Below are 18876 nucleotides of genomic sequence, written 5' to 3' on the forward strand. Positions count from 1 at the left end.
ATAAGTCAGTATAACACAGCGCCTGTCTTATGTAAATAAATTAGCCTAACAGCTTTTTAGCCGTTTGTGCGTCATTGCCAATTTGGCTGATCAGCTCATCCACCGAAGAGAATTTGCGTTCAGGGCGGATGTAATGGTGAAGCTCCACAAGCACAGAATTCCCATAAATTTGCTGATTAAAATCAAATAGGTGTACCTCAAACGACGGATTCAGCACACCTTCATGAAAAGTAGGCTTAACCCCTACATTCATTACACCATTTATCCAACGATCGCCTACAAGCGCCCGTACAGCGTATACACCCTTGATCGGAATCACGTAGGTATCATCCAGTTTGAGATTAGCAGTCGGAAAACCGATCGTACGTCCGCGCTTCTCTCCATCCATTACAGTACCTTGGATACGATAAGGACGTCCCAACCAGCGAGAGGCATGTGCTAGATCCCCGTTCTGTAAAGCACGGCGAATGCCAGAACTGCTCACCTTGTCCCCATCCAGCTCGAACGGTGATACGGTGTGTACAGACATCAGCTCTCCTCCCAGCTTACGGAGGGTATCCTCATGCCCGGCTCCCCGGTGGCCAAACCGAAAATCAAAGCCTACTACCGCTGTTCGAATTTGCAATGGAAGCAGCACATCGCTTATAAACGCCTCAGGGCTGACCTTAGAAAATTCTTCGTTAAAACTCAAAATATAAAGTACGTCCACACCCATATCAGCCAGAATAGTCTGCTTGTCCGCAAGCGGTGTTAAATAACCTTCATAATCGCCTTTTTTCATGACTTCCTTTGGGTGAGGATGAAATGTCATGACAGATACCGGCACTTGCTGTTCACGAGCCAGCGCAACGGCCTTACGTATCACGCTTGCGTGTCCCAGATGAAGACCATCAAACTGACCGATCGCCGTGACCTGTGGACGTCCCCATTGCTGCAAAAGCTCATCACTCAATGGATAAGATAACGATACGGTAATCATTATTAATTCACCTGCATTTCACATCATTTGACTAACTTCGTCAAAATTATAGCACAATTCAAGGTAAAAAAACTTTAATGGGAGCGATCGCGTCTGATTCATCCCGACCATATATGCCTAAAAACGTTTTATCCTCTTTATACAAACGGAAGGGCTGGTTGTCCGTCACAGGTGGTGAAATCATATTCAGCGACAGACGTTGGCCTTGCAGAGCCGCAGTTACCTTGGCTTCAGCCACTATATGCTCAGGCATATAGTCAATCGCCTGATCCGTTGTAATAAGTCGCTCTCCAAGACTACCATCCGCTACGAAACGCTCTATCTCTTCGAAAGTCAGACAACGTTCCGCAGGAATTCCCGCAGACATGGTTCGCTCCAGCTTAACCATCGTTGAAGGATATCCTAATTCACGGCCAATATCAACACATAGTGTACGGATATAAGTACCTTTGGAGCATAAGGCACGAAAAGAAATATCCACATACGCCCCCGTCTCCGCGAATCCCGTCATTTCCAACTCGTAAATGCTCACTTCACGACTTTTGCGTTCCACGGTTTTGCCTTCTCGAGCCAGTTCATATAGACGTTTGCCATCCACTTTTAGCGCGGAGTACATTGGAGGCACTTGGGAAATCGTACCAACAAAACGCTTCAAAACCGCTTTGACTTCCACTTCCGTCACCTCTACTGGACATTCACTCTCTTCCGTGATTTTCCCAGTCAGGTCTTCGGTATCCGTAGCAATTCCTAATCGCAGTGTAGCCCGATATTCCTTGGGCCGCTCTTGCATGTATTCCACCACACGGGTGGCACGTCCCAGACACAAGGGCAAAACACCGGTTACTTGCGGATCAAGCGTTCCAGTGTGTCCGATTCGCTTCATACCTAATAAACGGCGAGCCTTGGCCACCACATCATGAGAGGTAAATCCAGCAGGTTTATAGACAGGTAGAACGCCTTCCCAAGTTGCCTGTTCCTTCTTTATCGGGTTCATAGCTCAGACTTCACCCGCCCTACAACTGTCTCAATGATATCTCCCAGCTTACCCTCTAGCCGGCAGCCAGCTGCACGTACATGTCCACCGCCCCCAAATGATTGAGCCAGCGCAGCTACATCAACATTTCCTGCCGACCTCAAGCTGGCCTTGACCGCTTGATCATTAATAACCTTAAAGAAAATGCCTACCTCAACTCCACGAATATTTCTTGGATAATTCACAATGCCTTCCAAGTCCTCATTTACAGCGCCACATTCCGTCATGTCGTCAGGTGATACTACGACCCAAGCAACTTTTCCATCCTCCGACATCGTGAGCGTCTGCAATGCTTTTGTCAGCACCTTCATTTGTGGAAAAGTCATCTCCTCGAGCAATTTCTCGGATAAAGATGGACCATCTACACCGTAAGCAAGTAGCTGTGACACAGTAGACATCACTTTCGGTGAAGTGTTGGAGTAACGGAAACCTCCTGTATCCGTTAGCAACCCTGTATATAAAGCCGTAGCTATTTCGACATCCCAAGTTACTGCGAACTCTTTCAGTAGGTCAAAAAGAATTTCTGCTGTTGCCGCAGCATCCGATTTAATCACATTAACTGTACCATACGCATCATTCGTTGGATGATGATCAATATTCAGGATAATGGCATCTTCCGTAAAAAACTGCTCTGTCAAACCAACACGACGGTAATCCGCACAATCTACACAAATGATCCGGTTGTATTTCCGTTCTGGCGGTTGCTGGCTCATATCCATAATCTCATCGGCATGCCATAAAAAATCCATACGCTTGGGAATAGGTCCCTCATTTAGCATGGTAAATTTCTTCCCCAGACATGAGAGAAGCCAGCCCACCGTTACGGTGGAGCTGACTGCGTCTCCGTCCGGCTGTACATGCGATACGATCAGGTAATCATCATGCTCCAGAATAAATTCCTTCGCTTGTTGAAGCGCCTGTTCATAGGTATGCATTGCCTTCTCCTTTACATTCAGTTCATGGTTCCTTCAGACAAACTAAAAGTTTTATTTTTCATCCTTGTCGATATCACTCAGCAGTTTTTCAATTCGACTACCGTAAGCAATAGATTCGTCAATTTTGAAAATCAACTCAGGAATATGGCGCAGCCGTATCCGTTTGCCGAGTTCAGAACGAAGATAACCGTTCGCTTTGTCCAATGCCTTCAGGGAAGAATTTTTTTGTTCTTCATCCCCGAGCACGCTCAAGTATATTTTCGCTTGGGACAAATCATTTGTAAGATCGACACCCGTTACCGTGATAAAACCGATGCGGGGGTCTTTTAATTCAGTTTGTATGAGTTGGCTTAGCTCCTTCTTGATCTGCTCGCCAACCCGACCTGTACGTATTTTAGCCATGGATGCTCACCTCTCTGCCGTTAGCGCTCCACTGTTTCCATGACGAACGCTTCAATAATGTCGAGTTCCTTAACATCATTATAGCCATCAAGGGTAATACCGCATTCGTAACCTTGGGCAACTTCTTTTGCGTCGTCCTTAAAGCGTTTCAGTGAGTCGATTTTACCTTCAAAAATGACGATGCCATCACGAATCAGGCGTGCTTCTGCTGAACGGGTAATTTTACCGGATGTCACCATACAACCAGCGATCGTACCGACTTTAGTAACTTTGAATACGTTACGTACTTCAGCATGCCCAATCACATTTTCTTTATATTCAGGATCCAGCATGCCCTTCATGGCTTGCTCTATTTCTTCAATGACATTGTAAATGACACGGTGTAGACGAATATCCACTTTTTCAGCTTCCGCTGTAGATTTCGCCTGGTTATCCGGACGAACATTAAAACCAATGACAATAGCATTGGAAGCTGCTGCCAAAATAATATCGGATTCGGTGATTGCTCCTGCACCACTGTGAAGAATTTTAACGCGCACACCTTCGACTTCAATCTTGTTCAAGGAACCTTTCAACGCTTCGACGGAACCTTGTACGTCACCTTTAATAATGACGTTCAGATCCTTCATTTCGCCATCCTTGATGTGTTGGAACAGGTCATCCAGTGTTACACGGGTATTACTGCCCAGATCAGATTGGCGTTGCGTGATCGCACGTCTATCAGCAATAGCACGAGCTTTGCGCTCATCCTCAAACACCATGAATGGATCGCCAGCAAGTGGAACTTCTGTCAAACCAGTAATTTCAACTGGAGTGGAAGGACCTGCTTCCTTAAGACGACGACCTTTATCGTTGACCATGGCACGCACACGTCCGAAGCAGTTACCCGCTACGAAAGCATCGCCGACTTTCAGTGTACCGTTCTGAACGAGGATACGGGCTACAGAACCGCGACCTTTATCAAGTTCTGCCTCGATGATGGTACCACGTGCCCGTTTGTTCGGGTTCGCTTTGTACTCATTCACTTCAGCTACGAGCAGAATCATCTCGAGCAGGTCTTCCAGACCCATTCTTTGTTTCGCGGAAACGTTGACGAAAATTGTATCGCCGCCCCACTCTTCAGGTACCAATTCATATTCAGTGAGTTCTTGCTTCACTTTATCCGGGTTGGCATCCGGTTTGTCGATCTTGTTCACAGCTACGATAATTGGCAGACCTGCCGCCTTCGCATGGTTAATAGCTTCGACCGTCTGTGGCATAACACCGTCGTCAGCTGCAACCACGATAATCGTCATATCTGTCACTTGGGCACCACGTGCACGCATAGCAGTAAAGGCTTCGTGACCCGGTGTATCCAGGAAAGTGATTTTTTTGCTGTTAATTTCAACTTGGTATGCACCAATATGCTGTGTAATACCGCCAGCTTCGCCACCGGTTACATTAGTTGAGCGAATGGCATCCAGCAAAGTTGTTTTACCGTGATCGACGTGACCCATAATCGTTACAACCGGTGGACGTGTTTTGAGATCCGCAGGATCATCATTTTCTTCCACGGTTTCAAAACGATCTTCTTCGACAGGAATTTTCACTTCTACCTCGACACCAAAGTCTCCGGCAAGCAAGAGGATGGTATCCATATCCAGTTCCTGGTTGATGGTCGCCATTGTTCCGAGCACAATCAGCTTTTTGATGACTTCTGACGCATCCTTATGAAGAAGCTTGGCTGTTTCGCCTACGGTCATCTCACCACGCACAATAATTTTCTTAGGCGTGTTGTCGATTTTCTCGCGACGCTCCTGTTGTTGACCTTTACCACGATTGTTAAATTTCCCGCCACGATTGCTGCCGCCGCGATTATTGCCTCCACGACCACCGTTACCACCGCGTCCGCCGCCTTGACGGTTATCGTCAAAACGTCCTTGACCGGAACGGTTACCACCGTTGCTGGAGTTACTACCTGTACGGTTGCCACCACTACGGTTCGCATTGTTGCTACCTGTGGAGGATGATGTTCTTACAGCCGTACCACCCTGACTACTTCCCTGAGGGCGTGAGTTAGTGCTTTGGTTACCTTGAGGACGCGAACCTGTGTTACCGCCGGGACGCTGTTGTCCTCCCTGTTGTTGACCATTACTGCGGTTCTGTGTACTTTGCTGACCAGTGGGTCTGCTAGTACTTTGTTGACTGCGGTTTTGACCGCCCTGCTGACTGCTTTGCGCTTTTGGAGCGCTACTTCGGTTACTGTTTTGGTTGTTGTTTGTCCTATTCATACTTACCTGCTTTTCCTGTTGATTTTTGGTTTGCTCAGTTGAATGATTACTATTCTGGCTTGAACCGGCCTGATTCGAGCTTACTTGCGCCGTACCTGCTCCGCCTTGCTTGGCCGCAGCATTGGATTTAATATTCTTAAAAAAACTTTCCACTTTACCTACGGCATCATGTTCCATGACGCTCATATGGTTGTTCACGGGAATATCCAGCCGTTTAAGAATGGTGATAATTTCTTTGCTGCTCATGTTCAACGATTTGGCGTATTCGTATACCCGCACTTTGTCTTTGCTTTCTTGTTTACTCAATATACTCCACCTCCGACATTATCCCCGCATGTTTCTTGATCAATTTCGCGAATCCTTGATCCGTCACAGCCAGCACAACCCGTTCAGGTTTGCCGATACTGCTTCCCAAGCTTTCCCGGTCAAATCCTATCAATAAGGGGATTTTGTACGTCCCGCATTTGTCGCGGAATTTCTTTTGAGTATTCATTGAAGCATCTTTCGCAAGAATGACCAGCTTGGCTTCTGAAGACCTGATCGCTTTAAAAACGATCTCATCACCTGTTAGCAGCTTGCCAGCTCTCATGGCAAGACCCAATCCAGACAGCGCCTTATTCATCCTGCACGCTGCCTTGTGCCGCCAGGAATTCTTCCTCGACGGCAGCAAAATCACGACTTAGCTGCTCATAAATATCAGGATGAACCGAGTGCTTCAATGCTCGATCCAGTGCCTTGCTCTTTTGAGCCAGCTTGAAGCAGGCGGCTTTGCCGCACAAGTAAGCGCCGCGTCCCGACTTTTTGCCAGTCAAGTCAATCAATACTTCGTCTTCAGGGGTTTTGACGACACGGATCAACTGCTTCTTTGGCATCATTTCATGACAGGCCACACATTTGCGCAAAGGTATCTTTCTCTGTTTCATGCATTAACCCCCCTACACTCCGCTTAATCTACAGAAACGGAATCCTGATGCATTTCATCGGTGGATGTTCTCGGTCTGCCGAGTTCTTCCTCCGCCTGTGTTTCACTCTTAATATCAATTTTCCAGCCCGTAAGCTTAGCAGCAAGGCGAGCATTTTGCCCTTTGATACCAATAGCAAGAGAAAGCTGATAATCAGGCACAATAACACGCGCCATTTTCTCTTCTTCAAACACTTGCACTTCGAGCACCTTGGATGGACTCAGCGCATTAGCCACGTATTCATCAACATTATCGGAATAACGTACAATGTCAATTTTTTCGCCACGCAGCTCATTTACAATGGTCTGTACACGTGTACCTCTAGGACCCACACAAGAGCCGACCGGATCAACCTCGGCGTTACGGGAATGAACCGCGATTTTAGAACGGAAGCCTGCTTCACGCGCTACGGAACGAATCTCTACAACACCATCAAAAATTTCAGGCACTTCGAGTTCGAACAAACGCTTAAGCAGACCCGGATGTGATCGGGACAGCATAATTTGCGGTCCTTTGGTTGTGTTTTCTACCTTGGTGATATAAGCCTTAATTCGATCCAGATGGCTAAATTTCTCATTAGGCATCAATTCACCTAACGGGAGAACCGCTTCCACCTTACCAAGATCAATATAAATATTACGTGGGTCTTGGCGCTGTACAGTTCCTGTTACAATATCCTCTTCCTTGTCCACAAACTTGTTGTAGATCAGTCCCCGTTCCGCTTCGCGGATACGCTGGGTCACGACCTGCTTCGCAGTTTGTGCAGCAATCCGTCCAAAATCACGTGGTGTGACTTCAATTTCAGCGATATCTTCCAACTGAAAATGCGGGTTAATCTCACGGGCCGCAGGCAACGAAATCTCGGTGCGAGGATCCAATACCTCCTCAACGATCAGCTTGCGGGCATATACCTTAATGACTCCCGAGTTGCGGTTCATATCAACACGCACATTTTGTGCGGTGTTGAAATTCCGTTTGTAACTGGAAATCAAGGCTGCTTCAATGGCCTCAAACAGCACATCCTTGCTGATCCCCTTTTCTCTTTCCAACTCGTTCATTGCTTCAATAAAATCCATACTCATGGATTACTGCTCCCCCTTTCAAATGATGCACCTGCGTACTGGTCGGCACACGAGGTAAAAAAACATGTAGTACATGTCAAACAGCAACAGTCAAATCTGAATTAAAATATGATCGCGAGCCTTGCACCAGCTACCTTGTCATAAGGTATAACATGCTTCTTTTGTCCGCTTTGAACGGTGAGTTCCCCATCTTCAAAAGAAAGCAAACGACCTTCGAATTCCTTCAGGCCGTTGATCGGCTCGTATGTAGTAACGAATACGTTTTTGCCTACCGCTTTAGTAACGTCCTCCGCTTTTTTTAGCGGTCTTTCGGCGCCTGGTGAAGACACTTCCAGAAAATATGCTGTAGAAACAGGGTCATTTTCATCCAACTTTTGACCCAGATATTCACTGATCATACTGCAGTCGTCCAGATCAATTCCTCCGTCTTTGTCCACAAAAACGCGAAGAAACCAATTGCTGCCCTCTTTGACATACTCGACATCGACCAGTTCAAAACCATGCTCATCGAGGTAAGGTTGGGCCATTTCTTCTACTACTGATTTGATCTTTGGTGTGCTCAAAGATTATAACCTCCAAAAGTGAACTTTCCTGTGGTGAAAAAAAGACGCCCTATTACCATGGACAATGCTTCTCCATCACCGGCATTTTCATTTTCATTTGATGTAATGTTCATTTCGGGCTCACTGCAAATAAACCGGCGTACCGGTTTCGTGCCCAAAAATAACCTTTTCACGTTGTAACTGTATATCAAACAGTAAAGAGTGGGTTTCCCCACTCTTTTAGCAACGGTTTTATCTCCATGATTACCAAAAAAATTATAACATAACCATAGTTATGTGACAAGTGCCAGAGCTTGACTACTGTAGTTCGGATTAAAACAGAGACAGCTGATTACTCTCTGGCAAACCTCGAAAGCATCCCAACTGGGATAGCATTTCGACAATGGTTTTACTTGCCTTCGATTTTTGTTGAAAATCCTCGACAGACAAAAATTCACCCTGTTCACGGGAGGCTGCGATGTTACGTGCTGCATTGTCTCCAATTCCCTGAAGAGCTCCGAATGGCGGAATGAGTGAATCTCCATCGACCTTGAAGCGTGTAGCTTCGGAACGGTACAAATCAATGGATTTAAAACTAAACCCGCGAGCCGTCATTTCCAGAGCCATTTCTAGGATCGGAAGCATCCCTTTTTCTTTGGGCGGTGCCTGAAAGCCAAGCTGCTCGATTTCGACAATCTTCCGCGCGATTGCATCATATCCCTGACAGCACAGCTCAATATCAAAATCAGCTGCACGTACTGAAAAGTAAGTCGCATAATATTCAATCGGATGATACAGCTTAAAGTACGCTGTGCGCACTGCTGAAATAACATAGGCTGCAGCATGCGCCTTCGGAAACATGTACTGGATTTTCAGACAGGAATCAATGTACCACTGTGGCACCTTGCATTTTTTCATTTCCTCAATCCATTCGGCACTAAGCCCCTTACCTTTACGTACGCTCTCCGTAATTTTAAAGGCCAGACCTGCGTCCATCCCTGCCTTGTAAATCAGAAACAGCATAATATCGTCACGGCAACCAATTACAGTCTTGATGTTGCAGGTATTATTCTTAATCAGTTCCTGTGCATTCCCCAGCCATACGCCCGTGCCGTGAGACAGTCCGGATATTTGCAGTAAATCAGCAAAAGAACTTGGCTGCGACTCTACTAGCATTTGGCGTACAAACTTCGTCCCCATCTCTGGTACACCATAGGTTGCTACAGGCGTACGGATTTGCTGGGGGGTTACACCGAGCGCCTCCGTGGAGTTGAACATGCTCATCACTTTAGGATCATTCATTGGAATGGTCGTAGGATCGACACCGGTCAAATCCTGAAGCATTCTCATCATAGTCGGATCATCATGACCCAGAATATCGAGTTTGAGTAAATTCGCATCAAAAGCGTGATAATCAAAATGCGTTGTTTTCCATTCCGAGCTTGTATCATCGGCGGGATACTGTACCGGCGTAATATCCTCGACCTCAATATAATCGGGAACAACGACAATTCCGCCTGGATGTTGCCCTGTACTACGTTTGACCCCTGTACAGCCCGAAGCCAGCCTGTTCAGCTCAGCCCCACGCCATTTTTTATGATGCGCCTCTTCATATTTCTTTGCAAAGCCAAAGGCAGTTTTTTCGGCAACTGTACCTATGGTTCCAGCACGAAATACACTTTTCTCACCAAATAATACTTTCGTATAGTTATGTGCGACAGGCTGATATTCGCCAGAGAAGTTCAAGTCAATATCGGGAACTTTATCTCCCTTAAACCCAAGAAACGTTTCAAACGGAATATCCTGTCCCTCACCCTTCAATTTGCCACCACAGTTCGGACAGTTTTTGTCCGGCAAGTCAAATCCGCTCGGCACACTACCGTCCAAAATCCATTCGCTATGTCTGCAATCAGGATTACCGCAAATATAATGTGCAGGCAGTGGATTAACCTCGGAAATTCCGAGAAAGGTAGCGACCACAGAAGATCCAACAGAACCCCGTGAACCTACCAGATATCCATCCTTATTAGACTTTTTAACCAGACGCTCGGAAATGAGATAGTTGGCAGAGAAACCGTATTTAATAATCGGCTCCAGTTCTTTTTCAAGGCGGGCTACAACCACCTCGGGCAATTCCTCACCATAGATGGATTTAGCCGTCTCGTAGCAAGTGTTGCGGATTTCCTCGTCCGCCCCATCCAGCAAAGGTGTAAACAGCTTATCAGGGAACAGCTCCAGCTCCTCAAACCGATCCGCCAGCTCAATGGTATTCTTCACAACGACTTCATAGGCTTTCTCCTCGCCCAAAAACTCGAATTCTGCCAGCATTTCGTCTGTGGTGCGTAAATGCGCATCTGGCTTACGAATATCTTTTAGCGGGCTAAATCCCGTAATGCCATGTATCGTAATATCACGGTACAGCTTATCGCGAGTTTCCAAATAGTGAACATTACCTGTGGCAATTACGGGCTTATCAAGTCGCCGTCCAATTTCGCATACTTTGCGTATCGCCGTTTTCAGAGCATCAGGACCGCTTACCAGTTGTTTTTCCACTAGATGCATATACATTGTCAAAGGCTGAATCTCCAACACATCATAAAACTGTGCAATTTCCTCAGCCTCTTCCTCGGACTTGTTCAACACAGCCTCGAAGAACTCTCCTTTTTCACAGCCAGAAATAATAAGCAATCCGTCTCTCATTTCTGACAATTTTGATTTAGGAATACAAGGCACACGCTTGAAATATTCGGTATGAGACATCGAAACCAGCTTGTACAGATTTTTTTTACCAATCGGATTGAGGGCATAAATACAGCAGTGAAAAGGACGAACGGTCGATAAATCCTTACCCACATAATCATTCAGACGATCGAGCATTTTTAAACCCTTAATTTGTTCCGCATCATTCAGCAGGCCATTCAGCACTTCAGTCAGTGCGACTGTATCGTCAATGGCCCGGTGATGGCTTTCGAGCGCCACTTTATATTTGGTCGTCAGCGTATTCAAACGGTGGTTTTTCATCGTTGGAAACAGTAAACGAGCCAGTTCGAGCGTATCAAGTACCGGATTGGTCATTTCAGGCAAGCCCATATTTCGAAGGGTGGCCTGGATAAAGCCGACATCAAATCGCGCATTATGGGCAACCAATACAGCATCGCCAGCAAAAGCTACAAACTCCTTCATAACAGGTTCTACATCCGGCGCATCCTTGACCATTTCATCGTTAATGTTGGTCAGTTGCTGGATATTGTAGGGTATACGCTCATGCGGATTGACAAAGGTAGCATAACGATCAACTTCTTTGCCATCATGCATTTTTACAGCCGCAATCTCAATAATTTTATTCTGTGTAACCGATAAACCGGTGGTTTCAATATCAAAAACGACATAAGTCGCTGTTTTCAAATTTAATGGTTGTGCCTGCATTACAACCTCAACGGCATCATTAACCACGTTGGCCTCAATACCGTAGATCATTTTAATTCCGTTTTTCTTTGCTGCTTTTGCTGCGTCAGGATAGCATTGCACACCACCGTGATCGGTGACCGCAATCGCTTTGTGCCCCCATTTGGCGGCTGTTTTGACGTATTGATCAATCGAGGCGACAGCATCCATTGCACTCATCTTTGTGTGTAGATGGAACTCAACCCGTTTTTCCTCTGCCTTATCCTTACGTGTGGGTGGAGCCTGTACTTCAACTAGATCGGAAGGAATCATAACCAGCTCGGGAATTTGCATAAAACGATCATATTCAACTCGCCCCCGCACTTTGACCCATTTCCCGTTAGCCAACAAACTGAGGATCTTCAGATCTTCTTTAGTTTTAGCAAACATTTTCATTTGCAGGGAATCACTAAAGTCGGTCAAATAATACGTAAACAACGTACTGCCATTGCGCAATTCTTTACTATCCAAACCGAAGATTGTCCCTTGTAAGGTGACTTTCTTTTCTTCGTCCTGAATATCTTGCATCGGAACAGCCGGTTCTTTGATGTCATAACCAAATTGAAGCCGTACGTCTCCTTCTTCTTCGTCCAAAGGCGGCATTTCGGATTCCATACTTTCCATCATCTGCTGAATAACTTCGCGTTCTTCCTGCATCTTCTTCTCTTGGAATTGCTGTAATGCCTCCTGGTTACTTTCACCCACCTGGACTTTAATGCGCATAGAGAGCCCGAAATATTTATTGTAAAATTTGATGATAGCTTGATCTATCTGCTTTTTACGCGCCAGTTCCAATGACATACTGTCGCTCATCGTTAGCAATAATAGACCGTCTTCCCACTCATGCACAGCCCGATTCAACCAACCGTTAACAGAAGGAATCTCACGATGTACCCACTCTAGAAAAAGTTTCCAGTATTCACTAATGATATCACCCGGCTGAATCTGCTCACTATACTGAAAACGGAACGTAATTTTTGCGATGTGACTCATTTTTTCCTGTACTTGAATACAGAACGTACGATACACCTGAGCGGGGACCAGTGTCTCCTTGGCAATAGTGATATTCCAATCCTTATTGGTACGGCTAATCTCCACTTGATCAATCCAACCGTCCAAAAAATAAGGTTCAACCACTCCCGTCGGCATCACAACCTGCTTCATCAGCAGTTCCAGCCGCTTTCTCTTTTCTTCAGCTCCGCCCATGGCTCTCCCCCCAATTTCAAATCTACCATTCTGAAAACATGAAAAGCTTCTGCGTCAAAAACATCTCCGACCGCAAAAGCTTTTCGTAACCCTCTTTAATCCTCCTCACAACGACATAGATCCTTCGGAACATTGTCCGGTAACAGCTACCCTGTCGGCGAAGAGAATGAAGTGAGTATAGTGGTATTGCCCTACTTCTATATTAGTACGCCCGTGCGAACACTACTGTATGCTTGGCAGGTTTGCCACAGCACAAACATGTGGACTTTTGCTCGGTTGTTTTAAACGGTATATTACGGCTTGTAGCACCTGTCACTTCTTTAACTTTGTCTTCACATTCTTCAGATCCGCACCAACCTGCCAAAGTAAAACCGCGTTTTTCCTCCATGAGAGTCTTCATTTCGTCCAACGTATCGACGGAATAGAAATTTTCTTCCATGAAATTTTTCGCACGATCAAACATCTCCTGCTGTACCTGTGCGAGCATCGCGTGTACTTCCTCAACCAGATTATCCTGCTGCACGATTTTTTTCTCACCGCTGATACGGGATACGAGCACACAGACGCCGTTTTCCATATCACGAGGCCCGATTTCCATACGAACCGGCACACCGCGCATTTCATATTCATTAAATTTCCAGCCTGGGCTTACATCACTGCGGTCATCCATTTTAACACGCACTCCCGCTTGTTTCAACTCAGCAAATAGTTCATCTGCACGAGCGATAACCGCATCACGCTTCTTAGGTGGTCCAATTGGAACCATAATAACCTGCGTAGGCGCAACTTTAGGAGGCAATGCCAGACCACGGTCATCTCCATGGACCATAATCAGTGCGCCGATCAAACGTGTACTTGTTCCCCATGAAGTCGTATGCGCGAATTCCAGGTTGTTTTCACGGCTCAAATATTTAATGTCAAATGCAACAGCAAAATTAGTTCCCATATAGTGGGAAGTCCCAGCTTGTACCGCCCGTCCATCCTTCATCATCGCTTCCAGTGAAAATGTATCCTTCGCACCTGCAAACTTTTCAGAAGGTGTTTTCTGTCCAGTAATAACTGGAATAGCTAGAACTTCCTCAATAACCTCACGGTATACTTCCAGCATTTTCATCGTTTCTTCACGTGCTTCTTCTTCTGTTTCATGGGCCGTGTGACCTTCTTGCCACAAAAATTCACTTGTGCGCAAGAAAGGCAGTGTGCGTTTTTCCCAACGCACTACGTTAGCCCATTGGTTAATAAGCACCGGCAGATCACGATAGGATTGAATCCATTTAGAGTACATATGACCTATCATGGTTTCCGAAGTCGGACGTATTGCAAGACGCTCTTCCAGCTTTTCTCCACCAGCCTCGGTTACCCAAGGCAGTTCAGGATTAAACCCTTCGACATGCTCTTTTTCCTTTTGAAAAAAGCTTTCGGGAATGAACATTGGAAAATAGGCATTACGGTGGCCTGTTTCTCTGAAGCGCACGTCCATGGCTTCCTTGATATGCTCCCAAATTTCAAAACCATCGGGGCGGAATACAATACATCCGCGAACAGGGGAATAATCCATCAGTTCTGCTTTTTTAATAACATCAATATACCATCGGGAAAAATCTTCGCTCTGCGGCGTAATTTCCTCGACAAACTGTTTATCATTCGACATAGAAATGCATGTCCTCCCATACAGACCGTTTTTATATAAGTCCGTCTCTAATTAACCATTAATTAAGCGTAAAATATCGTTATACGTGACCGCAATCATAAGCAGGAATAGCATAGCAAAACCAACGAAATGGACCATTCCTTCCCTGCTCGGATCAACGGGACGTCCTCTTACCGCCTCCACACCAAGGAAAACAAGTCTGCTTCCATCCAGCGCCGGAATAGGCAATAAATTAAATATCCCCAGATAAAGACTCATTATAGCAGTCCAATACGTCAACTGCTCAATCCCCTGCTTGGCAATTTGCCCCGTCACTTCAAAAGTACGTACCGGGCCTCCCAGGTCGTTGATAGAAAAACGTTGAATGAGCTGGCTAAATCCTTGGAAAATAATATCGGTCGTTCTGACCATGGATTGTCCGGCAAATTTGAACGTTTCACCCACACCTGCTTGGCGTTTTGGAAGTTCAGGCACAATGCCCACCTTGCCACCCTTTTGTCCTTCCATTGCACGAGGTGTAATAGTAAGATCAAAGGTCTTATTATCACGGCGAACCGTCCACTTCATCGGCTTGTCTTGAGAATCCGCAATCAGTTTGATCATGTTTTCAACATTTGCACCAATGGCTATTCCATTCACCGATTCGATGATATCTCCCTTATGCAAATCAGCTTCAGCAGCGGGCATACCTGCTGTAATTTCACTAATTTGGACATAGGTCGGGTTGTCCACTTGTATGCCGACCATCTGAATATGAAGACCAAACAGAATAAAGGCAAGTATAAAATTCATCAGTGGTCCAGCAAAAATAGCCATCGCACGCTGTCCTACTGTTTTACTCCCATACTGCCGATCCTTTGGTGCAATCTGAATGGATTGTCCTTTGGTTACCATCATCGCTTGCGGGTGTACTGTGTATTGCTGATCTTCGCCATCTACATCCAATTTTAAAGTTAACGACTGTTCCAGATCAATATCCAACACTTCGCCGCGTACCACATTCTTGCGATTATCCAGTTGATCTAGATAGATGGTTTTAACGACGTCATCCGTTACGCGTACAGCAATCGTTTGTCCGGTCTCAATTTCATTGATCTCCGGATCCTCTCCCGCCATGCGGGCAAAGCCACCGAACGGCAACAAACGCAGCGTAAATCGCGTCTCGTTTCTTTTATAAGAAAACAGTTTCGGACCGAAACCGATCGCAAACTCCCGTACCAGAATCCCGGCGCGCTTGGCAAAATAATAATGCCCCCATTCATGCACCGTCACTATGACGAAAAACATGAGCACCGTCATCAACACTATTTGAATCGTTTCCAATCGTTTCCGTTCCCCTTTCAATGAGATCGAGTTTGTCTTCCTAGATTATCATTATTCTCCAATCCCGCACAAGAGAATCACATTTCGTTTCTTAACCCAACATTAGCCTACAACCCCACAGCTATGCTACGAGTCTCTCCGTCACAGGCTTCAATCGCAGAAAGATCAGGATTAGCCACATTGACATGCCGCTCCAGCACACGTTCAATAATAGCTTCAATATGCAGAAAAGAAATTTCTCCACGCAGGAAACGGGCAACAGCAATCTCATTAGCTGCATTAAATGCGGTCGGTGCTGTACCACCCATTTTACCACATTCGAAGGCAAGCCTTAAACAAGGAAAACGATTATAATCCATTTCCTTAAAATGGAGTCTACCCACTTCAGCCAGTGACAACGGCTTCGCCGGGGACTTCATACGCTCAGGGTAAGTCAACGCATATTGAATGGGTACTCTCATGTCCGGATTCCCAAGTTGAGCAACAATGCTTGTATCCTGAAACTCAACATAGGAATGAATAATGCTTTCCGGATGAAGCAACACATGAATCTGCTCATAATCAAGTCCGAATAGCCAATGCGCCTCAATGACTTCCAGCCCCTTGTTTACCATCGTTGCTGAATCAATCGTAATTTTGGCCCCCATTGACCAATTGGGATGCTTGAGTGCATCTTCCACGGTAACTTCACGCAACTGTTCTCTTGTCAAATCTCGAAAAGAACCCCCTGATGCTGTGAGGGTAATATGTGCCACATCTTTCATACGCTCACCATTCAAGCATTGGAAAATAGCTGAATGCTCACTGTCAATCGGCAGCAACGGCACTCCTTTCGCCCGAGCCCGCGCTGTGACCAGATGACCAGCAGTAACCAGTGTTTCCTTATTGGCCAAACCAATCTGTTTTCCAGCCTCAATCGCGGCCAGCGTGGAGTGCAATCCGACACTGCCCATTACAGCCGTCACAACCATATCCGCCTCTGTGTTCGCAGCAAGCTCAACGAGTCCTTCATTTCCCCAATACAGTTCCATTCCAGAAGGCAGTAAAGGACGAATTTCATCTGCCAACTGCCGAGTACCTACAGACACCTTTTTGGGTTTATAGAGATGCGCCTGCTCAGCAAGTAACTTTATATTAGAACCACCTGCTAAAGCCTCAACAGTAAACTGATCCGGGTGCATGGACACTACATCCAGCGTTTGAGTTCCAATAGATCCGGTTGAACCAAGTACCGTAATTCTTTTCATGATGCACCTTCCTATCCTGAAAATCACTTTTAGCCAGGAGCTCATTGTTTGTTATTCAGGCAGCTATGCTACTGGTTCCATCCTTCTAATAACGCAGAGTGAGCAACATAGAGATTAAGCCTGAGCATAAACTGTAATCAACAGACTCATGGAAGCAGCATCAGCATATGTACAAATGGAAAAACGACAATCCAGCTGTCGCAGCGGTCTAGTATACCACCGTGCCCTGGCAGCAGATTACCGGAATCTTTAATGCCGTACACTCGTTTGTATGCAGATTGTACCAAATCGCCCAGTTGTCCCACAACTGCACATGACAAACCGATGCCGATGGCTTTGCCCCATGGCAGCAGTCCACCTGACAATCCAGCGAATACTAGAGCTATAACCAACGCTAAAACAATGCCGCCAATGGATCCTTCGACCGTTTTGTTTGGACTAATCGCAGGCCATAGTTTCGTCTTCCCTGCCATTTTGCCTACAAAATATGCCCCTGCATCACTTGCCCAAATACAAGCCAACAATAAAAAAGTCCATAACAGTCCATGTTCCATATGACGTGATTCCGCTATATACGAAAATCCAAACCCTATATAAACGGTACCAAGGAATAGTATAGCTACCATTTGAATTGGGATTTTATTTTTCGTTCCTACCGTGATGATCATAAAAGCTATCATTACCAGCCAAAGCATACTGGCAATGGGTAAGGGTGAGTGCAAACCAAAAGGTTCATATGGAAATACAAAAGCTAATATGCTTACGTATCCGAGTATTGCTGTACCTCCAAAAGGAGATACCTGCGTCATTCGTGCGAACTCATTAAATCCGATTAGGGCCATCGCCAATATAAGCAAATGGTAGGCCAAGCCGCCCCACAGGACCATCGCCAAAAAGAATATGCCTGCCAGAATACCGGTAATTAATCTCTGTCTCAACGGCTTTCATCCTCCATTTACTTCAGTCCGCCATACCGCCGTGTTCTTTGCTGATATTCGATCACTGCTTCGTATAAGTGTTCTTTCTTAAACTCAGGCCAATAAATATCAGTAAACCACAACTCACTGTAGGCAAGCTGCCAGAGCATAAAATTACTAAGTCTAAGCTCACCGCTTGTTCGAATCAGTAAATCAGGGTCTGGCATACCACTAGAAAGCAACGTATTACCGATCAGCTCAGATGTTATATCTTCTGTTTTAAGCTTCCCATCCGCAATTTGACGCCCCAATGTTTGCATGCATTCTGTGATTTCCAACCGACTTCCATAATTTAATGCGAAATTAAGAACAAGTCCGGTATTATTTTCAGTTCGTCGAGTCGCTTCAGTCAGTGCCTCAACGGTATGGGAAGGTAAATGTTCCTTGTTTCCCATCATACGCACCTGCACATTTTTTTCAATCAGCTCATCTAGCTCAATAGCCAAAAATTCCTGCGGTAAGCGCATTAGAAAATCAACTTCGTCCTTTGGACGCGTCCAATTTTCAGTTGAAAATGCAAACAAAGTCAAATACTTAATACCCAGTTCATCCGCCGCAATTGCTGTGCGTTTCACTGCCTTCATTCCATTTTGGTGCCCTACAATCCGCGGCATTCCAATCCGTTTGGCCCATCTGCCGTTCCCATCCATGATGACAGCAACATGCTGCGGAATATTGTCTTTTGAAATGGCCGGTGTTTGCTGTTTTTGTTCCCCGTTCCACCAAGACCGAACCCGTTTGATCATTCCAGTTCCTCCAGCATTCTCTGAAAATGTGCCTCAGGCTTGAAAAGAGACAAACCCCACCGTAAGGGAGGGGCTGC

15 protein-coding genes are annotated in these 18876 nt (G+C 45.8%); all 15 read right to left on the reverse strand.

Going from position 1 to position 18876, the window contains the following annotated elements; all coding sequences use genetic code 11:
* Positions 1–40: 40 nt before the first annotated feature.
* The 15 genes from BM358_RS01250 to BM358_RS01320 all read right to left on the reverse strand — a co-directional run bounded on the left by BM358_RS01250 (position 41) and on the right by BM358_RS01320 (position 18799).
* Positions 41–979: a bifunctional riboflavin kinase/FAD synthetase gene (locus BM358_RS01250; RefSeq protein WP_028542712.1), complete on the reverse strand. Its 939-nt coding sequence runs from the start codon at positions 977–979 to the stop codon at positions 41–43.
* A 58-nt stretch (positions 980–1037) separates the two neighbouring features.
* On the reverse strand, positions 1038–1973 hold the full coding sequence (truB, locus tag BM358_RS01255; RefSeq protein ID WP_028542713.1) for a tRNA pseudouridine(55) synthase TruB: 936 nt from the start codon (positions 1971–1973) through the stop codon (positions 1038–1040).
* Entirely contained in the window at positions 1970–2947 is a 978-nt protein-coding gene (locus BM358_RS01260) for a DHH family phosphoesterase (RefSeq protein ID WP_023988218.1), read from the reverse strand. Before BM358_RS01260 ends, truB begins: the two co-directional genes overlap by 4 nt.
* 51 nt (positions 2948–2998) lie before the next feature.
* The gene (gene rbfA, locus BM358_RS01265) at positions 2999–3349 is read right to left on the reverse strand and encodes a 30S ribosome-binding factor RbfA (protein ID WP_010346342.1); all 351 of its coding nucleotides are present in this window, start codon (positions 3347–3349) and stop codon (positions 2999–3001) included.
* Positions 3350–3369: 20 nt separating this feature from the next.
* The gene (gene infB, locus BM358_RS01270; RefSeq protein WP_028542714.1) at positions 3370–5925 is read right to left on the reverse strand and encodes a translation initiation factor IF-2; all 2556 of its coding nucleotides are present in this window, start codon (positions 5923–5925) and stop codon (positions 3370–3372) included.
* Complete coding sequence (locus tag BM358_RS01275) at positions 5918–6241, reverse strand: L7Ae/L30e/S12e/Gadd45 family ribosomal protein (RefSeq protein ID WP_025720915.1); 324 nt, start codon at positions 6239–6241, stop codon at positions 5918–5920. The genes infB and BM358_RS01275 overlap by 8 nt, the downstream gene beginning before the upstream one ends.
* Entirely contained in the window at positions 6234–6542 is a 309-nt protein-coding gene (gene rnpM / locus BM358_RS01280; protein ID WP_007430067.1) for an RNase P modulator RnpM, read from the reverse strand. Before rnpM ends, BM358_RS01275 begins: the two co-directional genes overlap by 8 nt.
* Positions 6543–6565: 23 nt before the next feature.
* Positions 6566–7663, reverse strand: coding sequence for a transcription termination factor NusA (gene nusA, locus BM358_RS01285; protein WP_013309927.1), 1098 nt, complete (start codon positions 7661–7663; stop codon positions 6566–6568).
* Positions 7664–7764: 101 nt separating this feature from the next.
* A complete protein-coding gene (gene rimP / locus BM358_RS01290) occupies positions 7765–8226 on the reverse strand; it encodes a ribosome maturation factor RimP (protein WP_013309926.1) in 462 nt (153 codons plus the stop codon).
* Positions 8227–8538: 312 nt separating this feature from the next.
* The gene (locus tag BM358_RS01295; protein ID WP_025722350.1) at positions 8539–12855 is read right to left on the reverse strand and encodes a PolC-type DNA polymerase III; all 4317 of its coding nucleotides are present in this window, start codon (positions 12853–12855) and stop codon (positions 8539–8541) included.
* A 202-nt stretch (positions 12856–13057) separates the two neighbouring features.
* Positions 13058–14506, reverse strand: coding sequence for a proline--tRNA ligase (proS, locus tag BM358_RS01300; RefSeq protein WP_013309924.1), 1449 nt, complete (start codon positions 14504–14506; stop codon positions 13058–13060).
* Between the two features lie 51 nt (positions 14507–14557).
* Entirely contained in the window at positions 14558–15829 is a 1272-nt protein-coding gene (rseP, locus tag BM358_RS01305; RefSeq protein ID WP_023988213.1) for an RIP metalloprotease RseP, read from the reverse strand.
* Between the two features lie 107 nt (positions 15830–15936).
* Complete coding sequence (locus BM358_RS01310) at positions 15937–17076, reverse strand: 1-deoxy-D-xylulose-5-phosphate reductoisomerase (RefSeq protein ID WP_028542715.1); 1140 nt, start codon at positions 17074–17076, stop codon at positions 15937–15939.
* Positions 17077–17222: 146 nt separating this feature from the next.
* A complete protein-coding gene (locus BM358_RS01315; protein ID WP_028542716.1) occupies positions 17223–18014 on the reverse strand; it encodes a phosphatidate cytidylyltransferase in 792 nt (263 codons plus the stop codon).
* A 17-nt stretch (positions 18015–18031) separates the two neighbouring features.
* The gene (locus BM358_RS01320) at positions 18032–18799 is read right to left on the reverse strand and encodes an isoprenyl transferase (protein ID WP_023988210.1); all 768 of its coding nucleotides are present in this window, start codon (positions 18797–18799) and stop codon (positions 18032–18034) included.
* Positions 18800–18876: the final 77 nt, after the last annotated feature.

It is taken from the genome of Paenibacillus sp. cl130, from assembly GCF_900116035.1.
In the GTDB taxonomy this organism is placed as follows: Bacteria; Bacillota; Bacilli; order Paenibacillales; family Paenibacillaceae; genus Paenibacillus; species Paenibacillus polymyxa_B.

Excerpts from the sequence above, each read along its gene's own strand:
- BM358_RS01320 (WP_023988210.1), bottom strand. The coding sequence starts at position 18,799 with ATGATCAAACGGGTTCGGTCTTGGTGGAACGGGGAACAAAAACAGCAA.
- proS (WP_013309924.1), bottom strand. The coding sequence starts at position 14,506 with ATGTCGAATGATAAACAGTTTGTCGAGGAAATTACGCCGCAGAGCGAA.
- BM358_RS01310 (WP_028542715.1), bottom strand. The coding sequence starts at position 17,076 with ATGAAAAGAATTACGGTACTTGGTTCAACCGGATCTATTGGAACTCAA.
- nusA (WP_013309927.1), bottom strand. The coding sequence starts at position 7,663 with ATGAGTATGGATTTTATTGAAGCAATGAACGAGTTGGAAAGAGAAAAG.
- BM358_RS01260 (WP_023988218.1), bottom strand. The coding sequence starts at position 2,947 with ATGCATACCTATGAACAGGCGCTTCAACAAGCGAAGGAATTTATTCTG.
- BM358_RS01250 (WP_028542712.1), bottom strand. The coding sequence starts at position 979 with ATGATTACCGTATCGTTATCTTATCCATTGAGTGATGAGCTTTTGCAG.
- BM358_RS01275 (WP_025720915.1), bottom strand. The coding sequence starts at position 6,241 with ATGAATAAGGCGCTGTCTGGATTGGGTCTTGCCATGAGAGCTGGCAAG.
- rbfA (WP_010346342.1), bottom strand. The coding sequence starts at position 3,349 with ATGGCTAAAATACGTACAGGTCGGGTTGGCGAGCAGATCAAGAAGGAG.
- BM358_RS01295 (WP_025722350.1), bottom strand. The coding sequence starts at position 12,855 with ATGGGCGGAGCTGAAGAAAAGAGAAAGCGGCTGGAACTGCTGATGAAG.
- truB (WP_028542713.1), bottom strand. The coding sequence starts at position 1,973 with ATGAACCCGATAAAGAAGGAACAGGCAACTTGGGAAGGCGTTCTACCT.
- rnpM (WP_007430067.1), bottom strand. The coding sequence starts at position 6,542 with ATGAAACAGAGAAAGATACCTTTGCGCAAATGTGTGGCCTGTCATGAA.